A 23,322-nucleotide genomic window follows, 5' to 3' on the forward strand; every position below is an offset into this window, starting at 1 on the left:
GTTTTATTGTATAAAAAATACATAATATAAATTTTACATTAATTGGTTTATAAAAACATTTCATATTTACTACATTTGCTTCTTTTTACTATTTAATTAGATATAATATTTGTATCAAATTTATCAAATGTTTCGGAATTTACTTTTTCTCCATCTATCGTCATATTTATTTTCTGTTTCGGATTTGCTGTTACCACCCAAGCATTCGGTAAATAACGATCTTCATGTGATAATGTAGAAGGTGAATTTATAACCTTTCCTCCTAAATATAGCGTAGCAGAAGAACCTCCATCCATAGCCATTGCATTTACTGCTCCTTTTTCATATAGAATATCTTGACACTCTTTTAACGTAGCCCCTATACTATGCGTCTGTCTACCGTCAATGACTAGAAACATAATTGTACCATCTTCTTTTTGGGCCATAATACTTCGCGGAGCAGAACCCCAACCACCGTCTCCTTCTGTAATCATTTTTTCTCCATTTACAATTAACTGTGGCATAAATCCTGCTGCTGAAACGATTTGTTTATCCAGAAGTTGTTGGGTAGAATAATTTCCTGTTATCATTTGCCCAAACTTTGTTAAACCCGTAATAATTGTAGGGGTATTTCTATCCATATTCGTATCAATAGCTTTCCCATTTTCTATTACTATGCCAGTAGCAACATTTCCTCCACCCCTTCCTGTTTCATCAGCAAATCCACTTGCATTCACAGCAACAAGTGCATGATTACGTTTTGCCATTACACTAATTTTTTCTCCCCTGTTAGCACCCTGTGTTCCTTGATGGCTAACAAGTTTAATATTGAAAGGATTACTAATAGTGACTAACTTTCCTTCGAATAGAAAGCGACTATCTTTATTACTTTTAATTGTTTCTACATTAATTTCTAATGGCTGACTTTTTAATTCTTCTAATCTTTTTCCTACTATTTTTTTATAAATATGCTCATCACTGTTTGACCATTTCGGATGATTAATTCTATCTTGCAGTTTATCTAGTTCCTTTTGGGATAGGAATGTATATTTCGCATATTGTGGATGCTGAGAAGTTAGTATACTCCCAGCGATTGTTATACGAAGCTCTCGGCCATAGCTAGTACTAAATAATATTCCTATGCCAATAATCATTAAAATAGAAAATAGAAGCAAGATTCTTTTGAAGATTTTCCTTAGATGTTTCATAGTTTTATCCTCCAGCATTTATTACATTCAATAAATCCATTAAAATATTATTTATCTACAGACAAAAGCGTTTGATTTTCTCATTACTAAATTTCCCACTATATTTTAGTAATCAAGGCAAAATACTTATTCCACATTTATTTTTTTCAGTGTTTATTTACAAATTTAATAACGTTTTTGCAACCATGAAATAAATTACTAATCCTGTTCCGTCAACAAATGTTGTAATAAATGGACCTGAAACAACTGCAGGATCCAGTTTTAATTTTCTTAGAATTAAAGGTAAAACAGCTGCAACAAGAGAGGCCCAAATAACAATAAATAATAAAGTGATTGCTACAACTTGTGCAACTTCTGTTCCAACACCTAACATATAAGCACGAGTGAGTCCAGCTACCGCAAGTGCAAGTCCAAGAAGCATACCAATTGCAAGTTCCTTTTTCATTACACGGAAAATGTCTTTAAATTTCATCTCTCCAATACCAATTGCACGAGTAATTGTTGCTACAACCTGTGTTCCTGTATTCCCTCCAGTACCTACTAATAATGGAACAAAGAAAGCAAGGGCAACTACAGTTTCAATTTCGTTCTCAAAATACTTTAATACTGTACCTGTATATGCCTCAGCAACAAAAAGAAGTAATAACCATGGTAGACGTTTTAAGAAAATGCTCCAAATGCTAGCTTCAAAGTAAGATTGATTTAATGGTTCACTTCCGCCTAACTTTTGAATATCTTCTGTAGCTTCTGCTTCCATAACATTCATTACGTCATCAAATGTTATAATACCAATCATTTTATTATTTGCTGTTATGACAGGTATTGCTGCTAAATTATAATTCAGTAGCTTTTTTACAACTTCTTGCTGATCAATTTCAGCATGTACTGAAATTACCTCTTGAATCATGATAGTAGATAATATCTCTTCATCTGGTGCTAGTAATAACTCATGTATGGAAACGATTCCCTTAAGATAACCGTGATTATCAAGAACATAACTATAAGATATTGATTCTACATTTTTAGAATTTTCCCTAATGTACTTTAATGTCATTTTTACTGACCAATTTCCTCTAACTGCAACAAAATCACTTGTTACAAGACTTCCCGCCGTTTCAGGTTTGAAAGTCATCAATTTTTTCACGTTATGTTTTGTAATTTTATCTAGATACGCCATTAATTTAGCCTGTTTTTCCGGATGAACCGCTAGAAGTAAATCTACTAATTCATCAATCGGTTGTAAATTTAGCAACTTTTTGGCTTTATTTTCAGATAAGTGAATTAAGATATTATATTTTTCTTCTGCACTCATATATTGAAGAATTTTAGAGCTTTTTAATACAGGTATTGTATTTAGTAATATGACTTGATCTTCAATTGAAAACCGTTTTACTTCTTGCGCAACATCATACGAAGGAAGACGTAAAGCCTTCTCTGCATCTAAATTTTTTGGGGTTACAAGTAATTCATTTAATAATTTCTTCATGTTAACTCCTCCTCATATTGCTAAGGGAGACTCTAGAGTTTCATGAGTGGTTTTGTTTTATTTTATCTGTCTTAGATTTTTTATTAGAGCAATAATAGTTACATTGCAATCAATTCATTAGTTAGAATTACCTCCTTTTTGAATATAGACAAGATAAAAATAAATAAAATTAAACAGAAAAACCTTTACTCAAAAAGGAGTAAAGGTTTTTTCACAATACAAATAAATGATTATTAAGACCGCCCTGCCAAAATCACAGAGGTGCCTTTCTATCAAATCGTATACCACTCCCTCGTTGAGTTTTAGCACTGTATAGCATAGGTTTTTATAACCAGCTACATTAAGAAGGGCCTTAATCCGACCGTTCCTGTTGACCCATTGGCGTCTCTCGACATTTTTGGGCAGCAGCGTTTCTCTATACAGGAGCCTCACCTAACAAAGATTATTGAATTACTTCAAAATTTAAACCAGAATTTAATATTTGTCAACTCACTTTCAATTCCATTCTTAAAAAAATCTTCTTTTATGATTAAAATCTGCTTTACTGTTTATCAAATTTATATGGTTAAACTACTTAATCAAACTATACGCTACAAGTCTAAAATATGTACTTATACGGAATGATTACATACATTTTCTCACAACATTTTTCAAAGAATCATAACGCTATAAAACATATAATTTTAGCAATGCGGTTACTTGACAAGAAAAAAATATATATTTATGCTTGCTACAAGAAACAAATACATAAAATTTATATTGCTGAACCTGTTAGGTGAGGCTCCTATACAAACACAGGCTATTGCCCAAAAATGTCGAAAGACGCCAATGGGTAGAACAGGAATTGTCGGGTTAAGGCTCTTCTTAAGATAGCTAAGTAATGAATTTTCATTACTTTACGTTGTATAGTGCCAAAGCTCTACTAGGGGGAAAAGCCTTATTTAGTCATGCCATTTTAAATCCCCCTAGTTACATACTAGGGGGATTTTTGCGTAAGAAAATAGGGTGTAAGCAATAAAATCTGCCTAAACAAAATCCTATTTAGTAAGTGACGGGAACAAGATTTTATTCATTAGCAAATGTAATATTATGTTTTGTTTTAAATTAGGAGGATATTAAAATGAAAAAAATATTAAAACTCGATTATCTATTGCTCCTCCCTCTATTCATAACATGTACTTTAGGTATTATCATGATGTATAGTGCGAGTTCCATTGTAGCTCTTCAGCATTACGGTTATAAAAGTAGACACTTTGTTGATTCTCAATTAACAAAGCTACTTTTAGGAACAATAGGGTTAGTAGTTTGTGCTATACTCCCATATGAAATATGGAAAAAACGAATAGTCTCAATCTTTATTATGGTTGGGGGGATTTTTTTATTAATTATGGTTTTATGGAAAGGAAAAGTGGTAAATAATGCTCAATCATGGATCTTTGGAATACAGCCAGCTGAATTTCTTAAATTAGGAACAATACTCGTAACAGCCCGTTTTTTTGCATTACGACAAAAACAAGCTAATAATAGCTGGATTAGTAGCGGAAAACTTTTATTTTTTTTAGCTACAATTTTTTTTCTTATCTTTAAACAACCAAATTTAGGATCAGCACTTTTAATATTAGGCATAGGTTTTAGCATATTTTTTTGCTCAGGAATAAATATAAATCTACTAATCAAAAGAACTGCCATCGGTTCTATTTTGTGGTTCCCTATTCTATATTTTTTAATTCAATATAGTTTGTCAGAAGTTCAAAAGACACGTATTACTACGATTTTCAATCCCTTTGTTGATGCACAAGGAAATGGATACCAGCTTGCAAATTCTTTTATTGCCATTGGCTCTGGAGGAATCACTGGTCGTGGATTTGGAAATAGCATACAAAAAACAGGTTATCTTCCGGAACCACATACTGATTTTATAATGGCAATAGTTTCTGAAGAACTAGGATTTATTGGTGTATTTATTCTATTGGCTGGAGTTTTGACTATAGTACTTCGCTCTTTAAAAATTGCACAGTTATGTGTAGATCCATTTGGCAGTTTTATAGCAATTGGTATAGGGTGTATGATTGGTATGCAATCCATTGTAAATTTAGGTGGTATTACAGGACTATTTCCTCTTACGGGTACTCCATTTCCATTTATAAGTTTTGGTGGAAGTTCTTTAATGGTTAATTTAATAGCAATAGGAATATTACTTAACATTTCAATTTTCAATAAAATAAGATTCCCCCCTAGAAATATTTAACTTATAAAGTAAGCAAACAGTTTTAAGTTTATCTTCCCTTTTTATTTAGCTAGGAGTTTTAAAGCATGTAAAGGCATATGACGTTATAGTTCTTTAGCAAATCAAATTAGCATTTTAGTTATCCCATTAAAGGGCGCTTTTATATTTAAAGTTTCTTAACTTTTCATATAGAAACAACCGATTCCTGTATGTTAAGAATATTGGTTTTGTTCATTTCATTACTCATTACTATTTAGAACTTTGTAAATTTCTCTTCAAATATTAAAATCATTTATTAGTTATTACTTATACACAATTTTAAAATAAGAATAAACAGTTAATACATAATACCCAAAATAAATTATGCAATATAAACCACTACCCATTAAAATAGGAATCATGATAGTATCTATAGGCATACTTGTTAGTATTGGGACAGCAAATAAGCTATGAGAAAGTCCGATTATTACAGGTAAAATAAAACTAAATCGAACTTGTTTTGAAATTGACTTTCTTACCTCTTTTTTCGTAACCCCGATTTTACGAAGAGTCTTATAATATCTGTGATTTGCATATGCTTCAGATAATTGTTTATAGTAGATAATCGAGCCTGTTTCCAGGACAAATACAGCCCCTAAAAAGATACCAACAAATAACGTAAGTCCATTCATATCCATAACATCTACATATGCTTTGTAAAAAGAGCCAATTTTCAAATCATTATCTTTAGATGATATTTTTAATAATTCTTCAGTCAGTTTCTCACTATCCTTTTGCTGTGTTACATCAATATTTCTTACAACATAAGGCTGATGAGTTTGTTTAATCGTTTCATAGAGTTGATCAGGTACAATGACAACCAAATCCCCTAAATTTGTTAGTTTACGAATTTTGACGTCCTGAATGACAGATATTTTCGGCTCAACTTTAAGGGGAAATTGTAGTCTATTTCCTTTTTCAAAATTCTTATCCTCATGTAGATTATATATAAATACTTCCCCCGGATTTAAGTCGACTTTCTTCACTCCCATATGTTTAGCATTTTTATTCAACATAGATTGGGACATAAGCTGAAAATCATATGGTATGTTAAAAGGGGGATTGGGTAGATTTGTATTTGCTTTTTCCTCAAAAGGGCCTCCCTTAATCGTTACCATTTCAACTTCAAAGTCACGGATAATTGAATTTTTTTTCTTGTTCTCTTCGAAAACAGTCTGTATGTGCTTTTCAATCGCATCCTCTTGTTTTTTATATGAAAAACTGTACGGTGCCTCGCTTTTTGCTACCAAATTCCCACCGAAATACCCTGATACAACAGTACTAATTGCTGTTAAAGCTACAGCAATTAATAGAGCAATGATCGCAAGTAACTTCGCGTTTCCTTTTACCCGATATAACAACTGTGAAATATTTAGTATGTTCATACCATTATAAAGTTTGTTTTTTTTACTTCTCATTTTCTTTAATACAATTACTGTGTAAGAAGAGAATAGAAAGTACGTTCCAAGAACAATTGCAATCAAAATAATAATCGGGATGTACATAGGTTCCGGATTCCCAGGAGTCCTTACAAGTTTTACAACCTCATTGAAAAAAGTTGCTAACAAATAACCTATTCCAAGTAAAATAATACTTATGTACGCCAACATTTTAGACCCTTTAGGCATGCTTTCTCCTTTATGATCGGCTTGGAACATCTCAATTAAAGAAAATTGATAAATTACACGAGAACTTTTCCATGCAGTATATAATAAAATAGCCAAAAAGAGCACGGACGTATCTATTAGCGCTTTTATAGAAAACTCAAAATATATAGCTACATTCAATTTCATCAAATTTGTTAGCAGTTCTAAAGCTAATTTAGAACCTAAACTCCCCATTAGTACTCCAATTATTAAAGCTATGCCCCCCATTATAATGGTTTCCAAAAATAGCATAGTACTAATCTGTTTTTTAGTTATACCTAATAAAGAGTACAATCCTATCTCTTTTTTACGCTTCCTCATAAAAAAATTAGTAGAGTAAATAATAAATATTGCTATAAAAAGGATGAGAATTACTTTGGATGATTGAAGAACACCATTAACCACCACATTATTAATCATTACTTTTTTTATTTGAGCACTATAGCGAAGTGAGGCAAAAATAAAATAGATAACCATACTCATAGTTAGGGAAACAAAATAGAGTATGTATTCCTTAAAATTACGCCGTATATTACGTTGAACGATATCAAATAAAGTCATTTTTTGACCTCCATAAATATTTGTGTCAGTGGGGAATAGACCACTTTGTTAGTTTCACAGTTTAACTTAAAGTGCCTATTGCATTTTTACAATTATGTGTGAAAAATCCATTAAAATATATAATAAATATTGTCACGAGAATAATAAGTATCATACTTCATGCTTAAAATAGAGTTCCAGTTTCCTTAGAAACTTCCGCTGTGTGTTCTAAAATCACTACTAGTTAAGGCCCTCCATTGCAACTCCCGAAATTGCGGACATTACATCAACTATTTCTTGGAAGAACTGTTTACGTGTTAATTTTCCACGCTGTAATTCTTTATATAACTCACCATCTTTTATAAAAATAACTCGTTTACAATAACTTGCCGCAAGCGCGTCATGCGTTACCATTAAAATTGTTGAATTATCATGTTCGTTTAATGACTTCATACTTTCTAATAGATCTTTTGCTGACTTAGAATCAAGCGCCCCTGTTGGCTCGTCTCCAAAAATCATACTTGGATTTGTAACTATTGCACGAGATGCTGCACAGCGTTGTTTCTGTCCCCCAGATACTTGATATGGGAATTGATTTAAAATATGATCAATTCCAAACTTCTTCGTAATCTCCAAAACGCATCGATCAATTTCTCTCGCTTCCACTTTTGATAGCGCAAGTGGAAGAGCGATATTTTCTCTCACCGTTAACGTATCTAATAAATTATAATCTTGGAAAATAAAACCTAAATGATTACGACGGAATAACGCCAGCTTTTCATCATTCATCTTTACAATATCTTTTCCATCGATTAAAATCTCACCGCTCGTCGCATTATCAATTGTAGAAATAACATTTAATAGCGTAGTCTTGCCAGAACCAGACGGTCCCATAATGCCAACAAACTCCCCTTCTTTCACTTGTAAGTTAATACCTCTTAATGCTTCAAATTTATTTCCACCTGTGTCATATACTTTTTTAATATTTTTTGCTTCTAACACTATTTTCATCTCTATATCACTCTTTTCTTCTAAAATCTATAGCACGTTAATTTTCTTTAATTCCGTTAACCCATACAAGAAAATTAGTTTGATGGGCACATCATAAAAATCCTTATTTGCAAAAAGAGGGAATACTAACGACCTAATTCACTCTTTTTTATTAACACCTTACAATTAAACTATTATTTTTTGTATAATTAGTTAATTTTATTTGGAATTATAAATAAATTAGATTTCAACATATAAACAACTTCTTTTTAAAATCATCGTATTATTTAAAGCCCCTTGCGCATACTGTACACAAAACAAAAAGCTTCACTTTTTATTTCTATAACTCCTCATTGACCTAACATATATAGGATAGAAGAAATAAATTAAATAAAAAGTGGGGTAAAAATTAAATATTTATTAAAAATTTAAATTCTCTTCTTTTGGCAATCTAACTTCAAGTATTGTTTTGGTTGAAGGGCGGTCATTAACGTCTCCATTTTTAAAATAATTAGGATTTGGATTTTTTTAATAAATACGTGGATTCAACATGATACGAGAGATATAGTGGGCCTCTTTATCTTGGGTATATTGAAGGTCTTTTAAATGAAAACAATCTAAATCTCGGATACATAAATCATTCACGGTCACAGTTGGGGCACACACAGCGCCGTAAGTACGATCATGTTGTTTCCCCGGATAAACTGATGAAAATATATCTCGAAGTTGAAATGCAATTGAATCCAGAATAGGAATACGCTGGAAAACAGAAATGTACGGAGAAGAAATCGGCATAAAAGCGGTCAATTTTTTGCTTGGTACTTACTGGTTCGTTGTACAAAATCAACACCTCTAGCGAGATCAAGTAAGGTATTTGGAGATAAAAAACTTTGAATCTCTTAAGCAAATAGTTGTAATTCATTAGATACAGAAATAGACGTACAAAAACGCCATTCTTTTCGTATATTTTTACAAAAAGAATGGCGCCTTTTCTATATATAGACACAGATTTATATTAGCTTTATAGTAATGTGAAGATACCTCTATAAAATATTTTTAGCTACCAGTTTAATATGTTCAGGAGCTACAATTTCTTGAATTGACTCCTTTAAATCCTCAATCACCATTTCTTCTACGTGTTCCAAAGGAACTTCAAATAGCACACATTCTAAATTATTAATATTAACTAACGAATAATTTTCATTTTTTTTAATAACTAAGTACTGATGTTCCTTTGTCAGTAATAAAGAACCTAGTTGGATTCCTAACATACGCTTGTCTTCGAATTTCATAGCATAATACCTCTTTATATAATTTATTGAAAAAACCCATAGATCGTTTAAATACAAAATTAATATAACGATTTCACCAATGAAATAAGCTAATAAATAACTTAATTCGATTAAAATATTACTCATGCACGCCAAGATTCTACCTCTTTTTGGCATATCCTCTCCTTTATAATCGACTTGAAACATCTCAATTACAGAAAATTGATAAATTATGCAAGAGTTTTTCCATGCAGTATATCTATAACACACTAATTTCATTTAATATTCCACATATGCATAAATGGAATTAGAAATTTTCAGCTTGCTGGGAACTTCATGACAGTATTTCATAAAAGGATCAATACTCATAAGAACATTTACTCTTTTATGATAACATCTTACTACCAAATTAAACCTGTCACTATTCTTACTCATACCGTAGACAATCAATTGGATCCAATTTAGCTGCTTTATTAGCCGGAAGTATACCAGAGACAATACCGATTACTATAGATATTCCAACAGATAGTAGACCGAGATCTAGGGATATAATGAATGGCCATCCACCTACGAATGCAGCTATCCAAGCAAAGAACATACCTAATCCAAAACCAATTGCCCCGCCCAATGCCGTTAAAATACAGGATTCGATGAGAAATTGCATTAATATTTTTCTTCGTGTTGCGCCAAGTGCTTTTCGAACACCTATTTCACGTGTACGCTCTGTAACGGATACAAGCATGATATTCATTACACCAATACCACCTACAATTAAAGAGATTCCAGCAACACCAGTGAATACCATTTCCATCGTATTGAATGATTCTTCTACGACCGAATCATTTTGTTTCTCATCTGCTACTGTAAATAGATGCTCAAATTCTAGTGGTTTCAATCCATTTAATACAGATACAGCTTGTTTCCCTACAGTTTCTCGCTCACTAGAAGAAGATAACTTTATTGTCACTGCATCATATTCCTCATCCCCTGCAATCAATGGTGCATTGTCAATCGATGTATATCCTGCATGCAAATTTGATTGCCATATATTATCATATTTATACACCCCCGCAATCTTATATGGTTTTCCCTTTATATCTATATACAAATCATCATTCCAAGTATCAAACAGTTTTGTAAATAAAGCTTCACTAAGAATTACAACAGGGATTGGTTTTTCCAGTTCAGTCTCCGTTAACTCACGCCCATGTACCATTTTTAGTTTTTGATCCTGCATAAAATTACCTGTTCCCACATATAAATTAAGAGGAGCTTCTTTTGATTTCACATAGGCTTTTACGTCCATATTCATATGTGGATACACGTCCTTTACACCTGGTACTCCTTGTAATTGCTTTACCATATCCGGTGTGATTTTCGCTTTATCTAGTGGAAAATCCGGATTGATATACTCTATATAGATTTCATCCATATGGCGGCTCTCTTCAATCTCTTTTTGTATCTTTGCAGTATTTCCATCACCCATTGCGAGAATCGTAATAATCGCACTGATTCCAATAATAATTCCTAGCATCGTTAAAATGGATCGCATTTTATGTGCAAAGATAGAAGATATGGCCATACGTATATTTTCGTTTATATTCAAATTTATTCTCTCCAGTCCTGAACAATGTTTCCGTCACGAATGATAATTCGACGTGCTGCCGCTTCCCCGATTTCACGATCGTGGGTAATTATAATAATAGTTGAGCCTTGTTTGTTTAATTCGTAAAATAGATTTACAATTTGTTCACTTGTTTTCGTATCTAGTGCACCTGTTGGCTCATCGGCCAAAATAAATTTCGGATTATTTACAATTGCGCGTGCGACTGCAACACGTTGTTTTTGACCACCTGATAATTCATTTGGAAGATGGGTAGCACGATCAGCTAAACCAACTTTTGTTAAAGCTGCTAATGAACGCTCACGTCTTTCTTTTTTATCGATTCCTGCATAAATAAGTGGTAATTCAACGTTTTGTAACGCTGTAAGTCGTGGCAGTAACATGAAGTTTTGAAATACGAATCCAATCTCTTTATTACGAACATGAGCAAGTTCGGTTTCAGACATGATTGAAATATTTTGTCCAGCTAATTCATATGAACCCGTCGTGGGCTTATCTAAGCAACCGATAATATTCATTAATGTTGATTTACCAGAACCAGAAGGCCCCATGATAGAAGTGAAATCTCCATGATTTATTGTTACATCAATTCCGTGCAATATTTGAATGGACTCTTCACCATTTTGAAAAGATTTTGTAATGCCTTGTAAATTAATCATTGCGTGGCAACCTCCATACCATCTTTTAGGTTTACAGTAGGTTTAGAGATAATTTTTTCTCCTTTTTTCACTCCTGAAACTTTTGCTTCATTACCTGTTTCAAATTCAATCGTAACAACTTGTTCTTTTGCTTTTCCGTCTTTTACAACAAAGACAACATTTTTGTCACCTTTTTTTAAGATGCTGGTCTTTGGAACGATTGTCCCCGTTGCTTCGCTTAATTTAGTTTTTACATATACGTGGAAACCATTTTGTAAGCCTTCACTATTGTCTAAGGTAATGATAAATGGATAATTAGAAACTGTTTTGTTTTCATCCATACTTTTTAATGGTGTAGAAACAATTTCTGTTACCTTTCCTGTCCATGTCTTACCCGCTACAGTTTTTGATGAAACTGTTATTTCTTGTCCAAATTTTATATTAGCAAGTTCAAATTCAGACATTTGACCTTTCACTTTAAATGGACCAGCCTGACGAAGTGTAATACCGCTCATACCTGTTTTTTCATCAGCTTTTCTGACAATATCATCAATTACACCATCAGCAGGGCTTGTTACAGAAAGTGCGTTTAACTTCTCTCTCGCTACTTTAATCATTTCATCCGCTTTTTCTACTTCAAACTTTTTCATTTCAATTTGTGATTCTAATTGTTGCACTTCAATTTCTGCAGCTTTTACTGCTTCCCCAGAAAGACCAACACTTTTCTCCTTTTTTACTTTTTGTTTCGATACATCAATTTGTTTTTGAAGTAATGTTACTTCTTTTTGTGCAATTTTTTTTTGTATTTCAGCTTCCGTTACGCCTTGTTTTGTGATAGGGTCATTATATTTAAAAAGGAGCTGTCCCTTTTTTACTTCCTCTCCTTTTTGGACTACTAAATCATACGTTCCTTTTGTCGGATCGAATGAAATGGTTTCAATGCCATTTGGGATAACTTCCCCACTTAAGTTTTGCTGATTCTCTATATGCTTTTCTATCACTTCAGATAATTTATAGTTCATAACTGGTTCAGAATTCCCAGCAAACGTCATATACCCCCCAACTCCTATACCAATTGTTAACACACCAACGATGATTACTTTATTTACTTTTTTCATATTACCCTCACTTTTTCCTATGTTTTATTTTTGGAAACCATTATTTCTTTTTGTGTAATTAGTTAATCTTTTTCAGGAATGATATATAAATTAGATTTCAAAATTTAAACATCACCTTTTTAAAATCATTGTGTTATAAAAAGCTCAACGCATACGGTGCGCAATATAAAAAGCCCACTTTTTATTTCTAACTCCTCCTTGACCTAACCTATGTATAGGATAGAAGAAATTAATTAAATAAAAAGTGGGATATAAATTAAATATTTATTAAATTTTTAAATGCTCTTCTTTTGGTAATCTCACTTCAAATATTGTTCTAATTTCATTACTTTGTACTGAAATGTTTCCATTATGCTGTTCAACAATATTTTTTGCAATAAATAATCCAAGACCTGTACTGTTTTTCTGCACTGTTCTCGCTTTATCACCCGTATAAAACATATCGAAAAGATAGGGTAATTCTTCTTCAGGGATGCTATCTCCATAATTAACAATCTGTACCACAACATCTCCATCTTCAATATATCCATTCATATCAACAAATTTCCCTTTATTTCCGTATCGAACCGCATTTGTTACAAGATTTTCAAATACTCGAGCTAATAAATTCCCGTCACCATTGATATATAAATGAGACTCAACATGTAATCTAGCTTCTAATCGATTCTTTTCTAATAATGGGTATAATTCCTCACCTAGCTGTATAAGTAATTTACTTATATTAATAGATTTTTCATCTAATTGTTGCACACCATAATTCATTCGTGTAATTTCAAACAATTCTTCAATTAAACTTTCAAGTCGTTGTGATTTTGCAAATGCAATTGTAGAATAATATTTGATCTGTTCCTTTGTTAAGTTCTCCTCTTTGAGAATTAAATCTAAATAACCAAGCACAGATGTTAATGGTGTCCTTAAATCATGAGCTAAGTTAACAACAAGCTGATCTTTACTACTTTCAGCAAAATCACCTCTTTCAACTGCCTCTTTTAATTTTTTACTCGCGATATTAATTTCACGTGCAATATCGCTAAATTCATCATTTGATGAGATATTGACTGTATTTGTAAAATCTCCGTTTGCAAGATGATGAATACCATTAGAAATCTCATCAAAATACTTTAAGTATGGTTTTGTTAAAAAGAAGAAAAGTAAAATAGATAATAAAATAAAGGAAATTAAAAATAAAAATAATGTTTTATCTCCAAATGCCCTTCCTGTTTCCCTAAATTGATCTAAAGGATTTTCATGAAGTACCATTGTTTTAAAATAAAATAATCCTTTATACATAATATATGTGACAACAGCTGCTAGTACCGTACTTAGCGCAAACAATGCAATCATTTTAAATCGAAAACTTTTCATGATTTTAACCATTGAAAGTATAACCTACTCCCCAAATCGTTTTTATTAATTTGTAATTTCTGTTATCCTCCCCAATTTTTTTTCGTAAAGTACGAATATGCACTGTAACTGTACTATAACTATCATCATAATAATTATTTGTCCATACTTGCTGAAATATATTTTCAAGACTATATACTTTATTCGGATGACTCGCTAATAAATATAAGATATCAAACTCTTTCGGGGTTAATTCAATTCGCTCCCCGTATACATGTACCGTTCGTTTCTCAAAATCAATAACAACGCCGCCTACCTCTAAAACGGATCTATTCTCCTCTTCTACTTTCGGTTGATTTAACGTTAGAAATCGGCGAAGTTGAGCATTCACACGTGCGACTAATTCGATTGGTGTAAAAGGCTTCGTCATATAATCATCTGCACCTAGTACAAGGCCTGTCACTTTATCAAAATCAGATGTTTTCGCGCTTAAAAAAATGATTGGCATATAATGTTTGGTGCGGATTTTCCGCGTTACCTCATAACCATCCATTTTTGGCATCATGATATCTAACACAACTAAATCGATTTGCTGTGATTGAATAACCTGAATTACCTCTTCTCCATCAGTTGCTTTCACAACCTGGTATCCTTCTTTTTTTAAATGTATTTCAATTAATTCAGCAATCTCCAAGTCATCATCAGCTATTAAAATTGTAATGGGCTTCATTTTATTCTCCCTCTTCTTTTACTTACATATATTTCACTTTAAAACTTGATTAATCTATTTTATACCATCTTTAAAAATACTATTATGTATTTCGTTCTTTTAGAGGATAGTTTAAATTCCTATTATTCCCTATAGCGAAAAATTCTTTTAGTATTTTTTGAATGGTTATACAATTTTACATTTCTACATACAAATCTTATCATTTTTAGGATAGAAGTGAAAAATGTCCCTATAAAAAATATTTTTAAATACCTTACTAACTTTAATTTAATATTTTTCTTCCATTAAAGATGTAGAAGCATTATAAATAGAACGTATCCCATATAGCCAAGTTTGGGCAAAAATATCTTTGAATAGATAACAAGCAAAAGCAGTCGGTGTTCCATATAATATCTAATTTTCTTTTAACGATACCTCTAAAGTATCTTTATCATTCTATAGTTTCTTCTATAATTCCCAGGTCATCTTAATTTTATCTTTTATAAATACATGCTTTTTCTACCTCTGGAAAATATTCTGTCAATTTGTCTTTCTCTTGTACCATTTTTTGTTTCTGAGTAAAATCTTTGTCATAATCAATATTTATCCACTCATTATCAAACCAAGTGTATGCCCCTAAATTTTAAATTCATCTGACATTTTTTCGGTATACTCTTTTATTAACAATATAGTTTTCTTTTTTGGGGTTTCTGAATTAACTTCTATTTTTTCGCTAAACGTATAAGAAATCGTACAATTATTATCATTATCCACTAATCTCCAATTCCCATTTAATTATTTATTGCTACATCCAATTAGAAATAAATAATTAAATGGGAAAATGAGCGTTTTAATTTTTTTATCCTACATTTACCTTTCATCATCATTTTTTATTTAATGTTTAGTTAAGTATGAATCCCTCTCTAACATAAATGTGTTATATAAATAACTGCACATATATAGGATAGAGAAAATTAATTAAATAAAAAGTAGGGTGATTATAAAATTTCCATTAAATTTTATAACTCTTTTATTTTCGCAATCTTCTTTCAAATATTGTTGTTAATTCATAACTTTTAGAAGAATGTTTCCGCTTATTTTCTTCAAAAATACTCTTAGCAAGATTTCATTCATATTATCTTCTTTATTATGTAAAATAAAGGAAGAAATGAGGCGTAACAAAAATATTAATGCCTAAATGATGATTTGAAATGTATAGTACGAACCTTCATAAGTTGGTATAAGTAAATTTATTACTTTTTTAGAGACATACCTTTCCCTACTTTTGCTCCTTTAAAATACAAATCCATGCTATATTTTAAATTAATTCAAATTTGAAAGTTCACCGGATTGGAACATTCAATTGAATCCAACTATGATAAAATAAATAATGTAAGCGGTCAACCTTTCAGTGAATGCGTAACGGATTGTGTTTCAATTTAGTGTTTGATCTTCATTACCCACAAAAAAGCCACTAAAGTAAGGGGCTTTTTTGTTTTGAAGTTAATAATTTAAAAACTATAGAGTTACAATAAATTGAAATTGAACTAATTTAAATGATTATTTACTCCTTATTCTCTTTTAGTGCTTCTTTCTAATATCTTAACGTTTTTAATTAATATAGAGTTTGACCTGTTTGTAATCTTTTATGCTTTTTGTATATGAAGGAGGAGAATAAAAAATGAATGTTATGTTAGAAGTAAATAATTTAAATAAATGTTATGAAAATTTCTCGTTAAAAGATGCTACTTTTAGAATTAATAACGACTGTATAACAGGATTTATCGGTACCAATGGTTCTGGGAAAACCACTACAATTAAAGCAATCCTTGGTCTAATTTTAAAAGATTCTGGAAAAATTATTTTTTTAGGAAACGATATGGATAAGCATGAAAGAAAGTCCAAAAACAAAATTGGTATTGTGCTAGATGAGGGATATTTTTATGATGAATTAACATTGAAAGAAATGAAAAATATCATTGCTCCTTCCTATACTGATTGGGATGAACCCGTTTTTCAAGATTACATTAAACAGTTTAATTTAAATCTAAAACAGAAAATTTCTACCTTATCCAAAGGGATGCGAATGAAATTTGCAGTTGCTTTGGCTCTATCCCACCACGCAGATCTATTACTAATGGATGAACCAACAAGTGGCTTGGATCCATTAGTACGAAGTGAATTAATGGATATTCTCCTTAATTTTATGAAAGAACCGGGGAAAAGCGTATTTTTTTCCACTCATATTATCTCTGATCTAGATAAAATTGCTGATATGATTATTTTGATTGATGACGGAAAAATTTTAGTTAATGATGAAAAAGATATGTTAATAGACTCACATGCATTGGTAAAGGGCAGTAATTGCTTCATTAATGAGCAAACAAAAACCCTTTTTTTAAATTTGCATCAAACTCACTACGGATTTGAAGGAATTACTAATAAAAAAGATGACGTACGTCGACTCATGCCTGATGTATTAATAGAAAGACCAACTATTGAGGATATTATGCTTTCATATATTGGGGGGAATAGCTATGCTAATTAACTTAGTAATGAAAGACTTTATGTTAGTCAAAAAATATTTTGTAATTTTACTCGTTTTTGCTGCTATTGCTCCTATATATCTTTCTACACAATTGCAATTAAATGATGGCGGCCTTGTTAACTTTCTTTTAACAGTGATTTTGATGGAATATATTCTGTTCGGAACAGTATCCAAATTTGAGGATCAGTACAAGGGAGCTGCTTTACTTTGTGCAACTCCATATACACGAAGCGCATTTGTAAAAGCGAAGTATCTTTTTCTTTTTGTAATTTTTATTTGTGCATCCATTATTCGTGTAATTATATCAGTAATCGCACCATCAGGTATAGAAAACCTAAGCGCTAGTGCTCTTGGAATAACGTTTCTAACTCTAAGTATTTTATTCGGGATACTCCTTCCTTTTCAATTTAAATTTGGTTATGACAAAACAAAAATCATATCACTTTTAACTGCCTTTTTAATACCTTTTGTTGCTCCTACTCTTATACGGGGTCTACAATTAAGTCAAATCGATTTTAAAATCATCTTTCCATTCTCACCAACTGTCCTAACATGGATGCCTTGTTTTATCTCAATTGTTATTGGTCTTATATCAATGCTAATATCTCTGAAAATATATGCAAAGAAAGATTTATAATTTAAAATTCCTCCGTGATGAACTTATTTTGTACCCTAAAAACCTTTTATATCGAAGTAAGCAAAATTTGAAAGTTATTAGTTATCTTAAGATCTCATTTTATTCATAATTCAGTTGAAAAAGATATGTTACGGAATGATTCTATGATATATTGTCTTATTCTCCTTTTTCGAGGTGATGGGCAAAAAACATTCTATTTTTTATTACACCCAAAAGAAAGAATCGCTGCCATGTCCTATTTATTGAATAAATATATTAAAGTTTTTAAAATCTGGTCAAAATTTGAAAGTTCACTAGATTGGAACATTTATTTGAATGCAAATATGATAAAATAGTAAATGTACTGTTAATCTTTCAGCGAATGTATAATGGCTTTTGTTACGATTTAATGTATAGTTGTAAAATAAAAAACCACTACTTAAAGTAGTGGTTTTTTATTTTGTTGTTAAAACTTTGTAAACGTCAATAATCTTCATAAAGGAGCGGTACCATATTGCTATCAAGCTAAGGTTATGAAGTATTCTCTAGACGAAAATATATATAGCTACAATTAATTTGAACAAATTAGCTCGTTTAGGGAATTGATTTTTTTAAAATCAGAAAAAGTTCATTCCTCAATTATTTGGGCTTATAGTATAAAATACAATCCTGTTAGGGATCGGCTATCATTCTTTTTCTTCCTTTTGTAAATTGCACCAGAATCCTTGTTTCCACGAATTTTATGCGAACTGTATCATTATATATGTTAATAAACCCAGCATAAATAGAATGGTAATAAATTTGATAGCAACCACTTTTAAAGTTAATTCACCACTTCGAACTTTAAAAATTATTATAATACTTGCGATAAGTACCATAAATATATAAAAGATGTTCATTGTAATCGCTCCTTTTGTTTATTCTCTAAATTAGCTGGTAAAACAAATTCTTTATCAATGAAACTACTTAACTCATTATCATGGCTAATGAAAATACATATTTGACTTGAGAATTCCTGCGATAAAAAGTTTTTAAAGGCTTGTCTTGCTTTTTTGTCCATATTAGATGTAGCTTCATCAAATATTATGACATCAAACCCTTTAATAAAAGCCCTCGCAAAAGCTATTTGTTGAATTTGACCTTTTGATAAATTTTTTCCATTTTCAATAATGATTTTGTTTAAATCTAAATCTGTTAAAATACCGTTTTTTTGAAGTAAATCAATTTTTTGTTGAAATTCCCTCTCTGTAATTTCAACATTTCCAATTTTAATATTATCCACAATCGTATCTTCAAATAAATATATATTTTGAGGTATAATTCCAACTCTATCTCTTAGTTCTTTTATATTTATTTTTCTTAATTCTATTCCGTTTATAAATATATTTCCTAAATAATTTTGATAAAATCCTAATAAAAGTTTTACAATTGTAGTTTTACCAGATCCATTTCTACCAATAAGAGCTAATTTTTCTCCAGTATTTATGTCTAAATTGATATTTTTTAGTATTTGTTTATCTGCAGTTTCATATTTAAAAGATACATTTTCAAGTGAAATAGTTTTTATTTTATTCACCTTTATTCCTTTGTTATCGGGAACAGTTTTTCCAAATAAACTATTTAATCGAGACATAGCGGCTAACGCAGGTTGTATAGTAATTTTGAACCCTTGAAACATTGTAATTGGTGCATAAACCATACCAACGTATTGAGTTAAGGACACATAATCTCCGACCTGTAATTTTCCTTTTGTAATTAAATATGCAATTACTCCAATAACTAAAGATTGAATGATAAGAATTGCTACATTGAGCAACTGTGAACTTTTGCTAATTGTTTTACTTTGTTTTACTGTTTTTTCAGCTAAACTAAATACCTCTTTTGAAATAGTTTTATTAACATTACTTTCTTGATTTAGTTGCTTTAAAGTGACTATTCCTTCAAAAGTTGAATGGATCTTATTGTTTGTTCTAGCATTTGTTTCAAACATTTCCTTAGAATATTTATTTATTACACTTAGTGAACCATTAGAAATTATATAAACTAATGGTGTAAATAATATACAAATGAAAAATATTAAAATACTCTTGCTAAATATATAAATTAGGGCTCCTGTCATTGAAATTGAAGCTGAAAAAAAACTAAATACTGTAGGTGTAAATATTGACGATAAAGAATTTGTTTCATTTATTCGAGATAAGATATAAGCTGTAGATTTGCAATCAAAAAATGACATTGGCATATTCAAAGTTTTATATACTATCTCAGTTTTTATATCAGCAATTACTTTAGAAGAAGTTTTTGCTAATACAAAATCACTAATATAATTTAATATACCTCGAATTAAATATATGGTAATAAGTACAACTGTAAATAAAATTATACTATCAACATTTCTTTTTAATATGCCCTCATCGAATACTTTTTGTGACAAAATAGGAATGGAATTTGTAATACCGGCTATTAGAAAAGTTATAGATCCTAATAAAAATATGGACATAAAATTTTTTTTAAAGTGTACGATAAAAGCTTTCAACATCTTCACCTTCTATCGGTAGTTTACATTTCAAAAATGTTTTCTATAGATCGTTTCTTTATTACAATATTTAATAAGACTGCAACTATAAACAGTGTGCCAATTGAAATAATAATTAATACAAAATTTGTAGAATTTGAGAACAATAATATATATAGTATTGTACCAATCATAGTTAAAATTTTGGTCACAAACATATTATCAATCAATAGTACTAATACGGTAAAAATATTTCCAAACAATAAATTTATTAATGGTAATAAAGATATAGAAATTAACATTTCAAAATTCGGAAAACTTTTCAATATAACAAAGTAAATAAAGAACACCATAGAGTATATAATGCTCACAAGGGTTGCTGTCACCATACCAAATAGAGTTTTAGCCAATATAATTTTTTCTACACTAAACAGTGGTAATAGTTTTTCTAAAGTTTTATTACTTTTATCAGATTTAATAGACTCAAATACTATTTCTGACATAAAGATAATCGATGTTACTCCTAGTATGAAATTAAACTTCATAGGAATAGAGAGGGTTTTCAAACTTACTGTAGCATATATGGATAGGGCCCCTAGTATGAAAAGTATAAGAAGCGTTTTTTGCCAACGACTTTGTACAAGGCGAAACTCTTTCCAAATTAAAGATTTCATACCTTTTCTATCCCTCTTTCTTATTAATATTTAAATAAATTTCCTCTAACATAATACTATTTTCCATAACGTCTCTTATATTAATTTGCAACTGAATTAAAAGAAGTAATACCGAGTTTAAGCTATATGTATCCCGATCAAAGACAACTTCATCCTTCGTTATTACAGAATGACCAAATGATTGTTGTATTACTTGCCGTTGCGTTTCTGATATATCTTCTAATAACCTTATATGTACTTTCGAACTTTTATACTCTGTTTTTAAAGTCTCTATTTGCTTTTGAACTTTTATTTCTCCTCCTGAAATTAACAAAATTCGCTCACAGAGATTTTCAATATCATCAAAATTATGTGAAGTAATAATAATACAGCTATCAGGAAGATAGTTCTTAATTATATTTTTTAGTAATATTCTATTTTCTACATCGAGATTAACTGTAGGTTCATCCAATATTAATACTTTTGGTTTGTGAATAATAGCACATGCGAACGCTAGTTTTTGTTTCATTCCAGACGATAATTGGGATGCCTTTTTCTTAACCATAGATTCCATTTTTAAATTAGTAATGATTTCTTTAACAATTTCAATTGATTTATTAAATGCTTTAGTCCAAAATATCAAATTTTCAAGTACTGTTAATTCATCATAAATTCCTTTAGATGCAGGTAAATATCCTATTTGGTTTTTATTTATAAAATGAACTACTTTACCAGATGCCGGCCGATATATTCCCATAATAATTCTTAATAGTGTTGTTTTACCTGAACCTATTGAACCAACAATTCCAATTCTTTCACCAGATCTAAATGTTAAATTAATATTTCTTAATACGGATGATTCACCGCTAAATTTTTTATTAACATTCTCCAACCTAATATATTCCATATAATTCCCTCCTTTCGTCGCTCCACAACTCTATTTGTATTAAACATATGAGCAAATTACTTTTTTTGTAAGATTTTTTGAAAACTCCATTTCCGCTGCTCTACAATCTCCACACATTCGCCTAAATTCACATTTGTTACATGGTTCTATCTTTTCTAGACCTAACTTCCAGTATTTTAGAATATCAGCTTTTTCATCAAATAAATCTAAAAAACTATCATTTTGTTCTAAATCCATTAATGGATCTTCATGCATTCGTGGGCAAGGATACAGCTTCTTATCTGCACCAATTGCCAAAGTACCTGATAAACAAGGATGGTATTCTCCTAAATATGAAAAGGTGTTGATATCTTTTGTAAACACTGGTAAATTTTGATGGTATAACACTTTGTCATCTAGACTTTTTATGAGTACTGAAGGAATTATGTGTTGAATGCCTATCTGGTGTAATTTATCATATATTAACTTATAATTTCTTAAATTTTCTGTACTAAACAACACATTTACTATAACATTTTTACTATTTTCATTAAAGATGTTGCTTATTGGTTCTATAGATTGTACCGTTCGTAAAGTATCTTCTGCACTATGACTTGTAAAATCGATGTTAATAATTGGTGTAATATTAAAATCCAACATAAATTTTACCTTTTCATTTTCTAAATGGCTAATACCTGTCAGTAAGAATATGTTCTGTTCATTCGAAATTAGGAGAGATGTAAAATGTAATACTTCTTTAGTAAAATCCCATTCCAATAATGGATCACCACCATGAAAATAAAGGTTATTAAATTTCAAAGCTACAATATCTCGTATTAAATTATAGTAAAACCCTAAGTCCTTATTACCAGTTTGTGTAGCTCTTCTGCAACTATAGCAACCATTTATTTTAGTATTATTACAATGTATACAATTTTTTGGGCAATCACATGGCAGTTCTATAAAACAATTTTTCATGGGAATATTTTCATCTTTTAGTAAGTTTTTAATTGCTCCCTTTCGATAGGTTTCCCTTGGAAGAAAGTGATTTGAAAATTCCCCCATCTTGTTATCTATTAGTAAATTTATAAATTTATCTACAATGTTACAATCAATATCTTTTTTAATGTAATTAATTTCCTCACCACTAACTATTCGATTTATTACTATACTTTCTTTTTCCTTGAGGTGAAATGCTGTTTCTTTGTTAAAGTCATACAATATACTACGTAATTGTCCATTTACAGGAACACAATGGGAGTATAAATTAAAGTATTTCTTCATT

At 30.5% G+C, this 23,322-nt stretch carries 17 protein-coding genes, 1 pseudogene and 2 riboswitches; of the genes and pseudogenes, 3 read left to right on the forward strand and 15 right to left on the reverse strand.

The genetic code is table 11. The features are described 5' to 3' along the window. Positions 1-92: 92 nt before the first annotated feature. Both CN409_RS30115 and mgtE read right to left on the reverse strand, forming a co-directional pair. A complete protein-coding gene (locus CN409_RS30115) occupies positions 93-1,187 on the reverse strand; it encodes a phosphodiester glycosidase family protein (protein ID WP_081143816.1) in 1,095 nt (364 codons plus the stop codon). A 157-nt stretch (positions 1,188-1,344) separates the two neighbouring features. Next, a complete protein-coding gene (gene mgtE / locus CN409_RS30120; protein ID WP_081143815.1) occupies positions 1,345-2,673 on the reverse strand; it encodes a magnesium transporter in 1,329 nt (442 codons plus the stop codon). Positions 2,674-2,952: 279 nt separating this feature from the next. After that, positions 2,953-3,120: riboswitch (M-box (ykoK) riboswitch) on the reverse strand. Between the two features lie 313 nt (positions 3,121-3,433). After that, positions 3,434-3,610: riboswitch (M-box (ykoK) riboswitch) on the forward strand. 183 nt (positions 3,611-3,793) lie between these two features. On the opposite strand from mgtE, the gene CN409_RS30130 reads away from it, so the two are divergent. Next, on the forward strand, positions 3,794-4,921 hold the full coding sequence (locus tag CN409_RS30130; RefSeq protein WP_081143814.1) for an FtsW/RodA/SpoVE family cell cycle protein: 1,128 nt from the start codon (positions 3,794-3,796) through the stop codon (positions 4,919-4,921). Positions 4,922-5,202: 281 nt separating this feature from the next. Here the strand turns inward: CN409_RS30130 and CN409_RS30135 are convergent, their stop codons facing one another. The 9 genes and pseudogenes from CN409_RS30135 to CN409_RS30175 form a co-directional block, all read right to left on the reverse strand. Further along, the gene (locus CN409_RS30135) at positions 5,203-7,146 is read right to left on the reverse strand and encodes an ABC transporter permease (RefSeq protein ID WP_081143813.1); all 1,944 of its coding nucleotides are present in this window, start codon (positions 7,144-7,146) and stop codon (positions 5,203-5,205) included. A 219-nt stretch (positions 7,147-7,365) separates the two neighbouring features. After that, positions 7,366-8,136 (reverse strand): ABC transporter ATP-binding protein, encoded by a 771-nt coding sequence (locus CN409_RS30140; RefSeq protein WP_097981985.1) that lies wholly within the window; start codon positions 8,134-8,136, stop codon positions 7,366-7,368. 510 nt (positions 8,137-8,646) lie between these two features. Then, positions 8,647-9,011, reverse strand: a pseudogene (locus tag CN409_RS30145) (hypothetical protein); the annotation flags it as partial. A gap of 147 nt (positions 9,012-9,158) precedes the next feature. After that, positions 9,159-9,407, reverse strand: coding sequence for a hypothetical protein (locus CN409_RS30150; protein ID WP_081143824.1), 249 nt, complete (start codon positions 9,405-9,407; stop codon positions 9,159-9,161). Positions 9,408-9,813: 406 nt separating this feature from the next. Beyond that, positions 9,814-10,992: an ABC transporter permease gene (locus CN409_RS30155; RefSeq protein ID WP_097981986.1), complete on the reverse strand. Its 1,179-nt coding sequence runs from the start codon at positions 10,990-10,992 to the stop codon at positions 9,814-9,816. Between the two features lie 2 nt (positions 10,993-10,994). Then, the gene (locus tag CN409_RS30160; protein ID WP_081143810.1) at positions 10,995-11,669 is read right to left on the reverse strand and encodes an ABC transporter ATP-binding protein; all 675 of its coding nucleotides are present in this window, start codon (positions 11,667-11,669) and stop codon (positions 10,995-10,997) included. Continuing rightward, entirely contained in the window at positions 11,666-12,766 is a 1,101-nt protein-coding gene (locus CN409_RS30165; RefSeq protein WP_097981988.1) for an efflux RND transporter periplasmic adaptor subunit, read from the reverse strand. The genes CN409_RS30160 and CN409_RS30165 overlap by 4 nt, the downstream gene beginning before the upstream one ends. Positions 12,767-13,033: 267 nt before the next feature. Then, positions 13,034-14,143, reverse strand: coding sequence for a HAMP domain-containing sensor histidine kinase (locus CN409_RS30170; RefSeq protein WP_081143808.1), 1,110 nt, complete (start codon positions 14,141-14,143; stop codon positions 13,034-13,036). After that, positions 14,136-14,840 carry a response regulator transcription factor gene (locus tag CN409_RS30175; protein WP_081143807.1) on the reverse strand — a complete coding sequence of 235 codons (705 nt, stop codon included), beginning with the start codon at positions 14,838-14,840 and terminating at the stop codon, positions 14,136-14,138. The genes CN409_RS30170 and CN409_RS30175 overlap by 8 nt, the downstream gene beginning before the upstream one ends. Positions 14,841-16,500: 1,660 nt before the next feature. Here CN409_RS30175 and CN409_RS30185 point away from each other — a divergent pair. Continuing rightward, entirely contained in the window at positions 16,501-17,367 is an 867-nt protein-coding gene (locus tag CN409_RS30185) for an ABC transporter ATP-binding protein (RefSeq protein ID WP_081143806.1), read from the forward strand. Continuing rightward, entirely contained in the window at positions 17,357-18,004 is a 648-nt protein-coding gene (locus CN409_RS30190; protein ID WP_081143805.1) for an ABC-2 transporter permease, read from the forward strand. The genes CN409_RS30185 and CN409_RS30190 overlap by 11 nt, the downstream gene beginning before the upstream one ends. Positions 18,005-18,878: 874 nt before the next feature. Here CN409_RS30190 and CN409_RS30195 read toward each other — a convergent pair. From CN409_RS30195 to CN409_RS30210, 4 genes are read right to left on the reverse strand one after another with little or no spacing between them, the layout of a single operon-like run. Further along, positions 18,879-20,519, reverse strand: coding sequence for a peptidase domain-containing ABC transporter (locus tag CN409_RS30195; protein WP_396132847.1), 1,641 nt, complete (start codon positions 20,517-20,519; stop codon positions 18,879-18,881). A 23-nt stretch (positions 20,520-20,542) separates the two neighbouring features. Further along, positions 20,543-21,172: an ABC transporter permease gene (locus CN409_RS30200; RefSeq protein WP_081144043.1), complete on the reverse strand. Its 630-nt coding sequence runs from the start codon at positions 21,170-21,172 to the stop codon at positions 20,543-20,545. A 7-nt stretch (positions 21,173-21,179) separates the two neighbouring features. Next, on the reverse strand, positions 21,180-22,058 hold the full coding sequence (locus CN409_RS30205; RefSeq protein ID WP_081144042.1) for an ABC transporter ATP-binding protein: 879 nt from the start codon (positions 22,056-22,058) through the stop codon (positions 21,180-21,182). Between the two features lie 39 nt (positions 22,059-22,097). After that, entirely contained in the window at positions 22,098-23,321 is a 1,224-nt protein-coding gene (locus CN409_RS30210; protein WP_240518687.1) for a radical SAM/SPASM domain-containing protein, read from the reverse strand. Position 23,322: the final 1 nt, after the last annotated feature.

Source organism: Bacillus sp. AFS012607, assembly GCF_002558005.1.
In the GTDB taxonomy this organism is placed as follows: Bacteria; Bacillota; Bacilli; order Bacillales; family Bacillaceae_G; genus Bacillus_A; species Bacillus_A thuringiensis_S.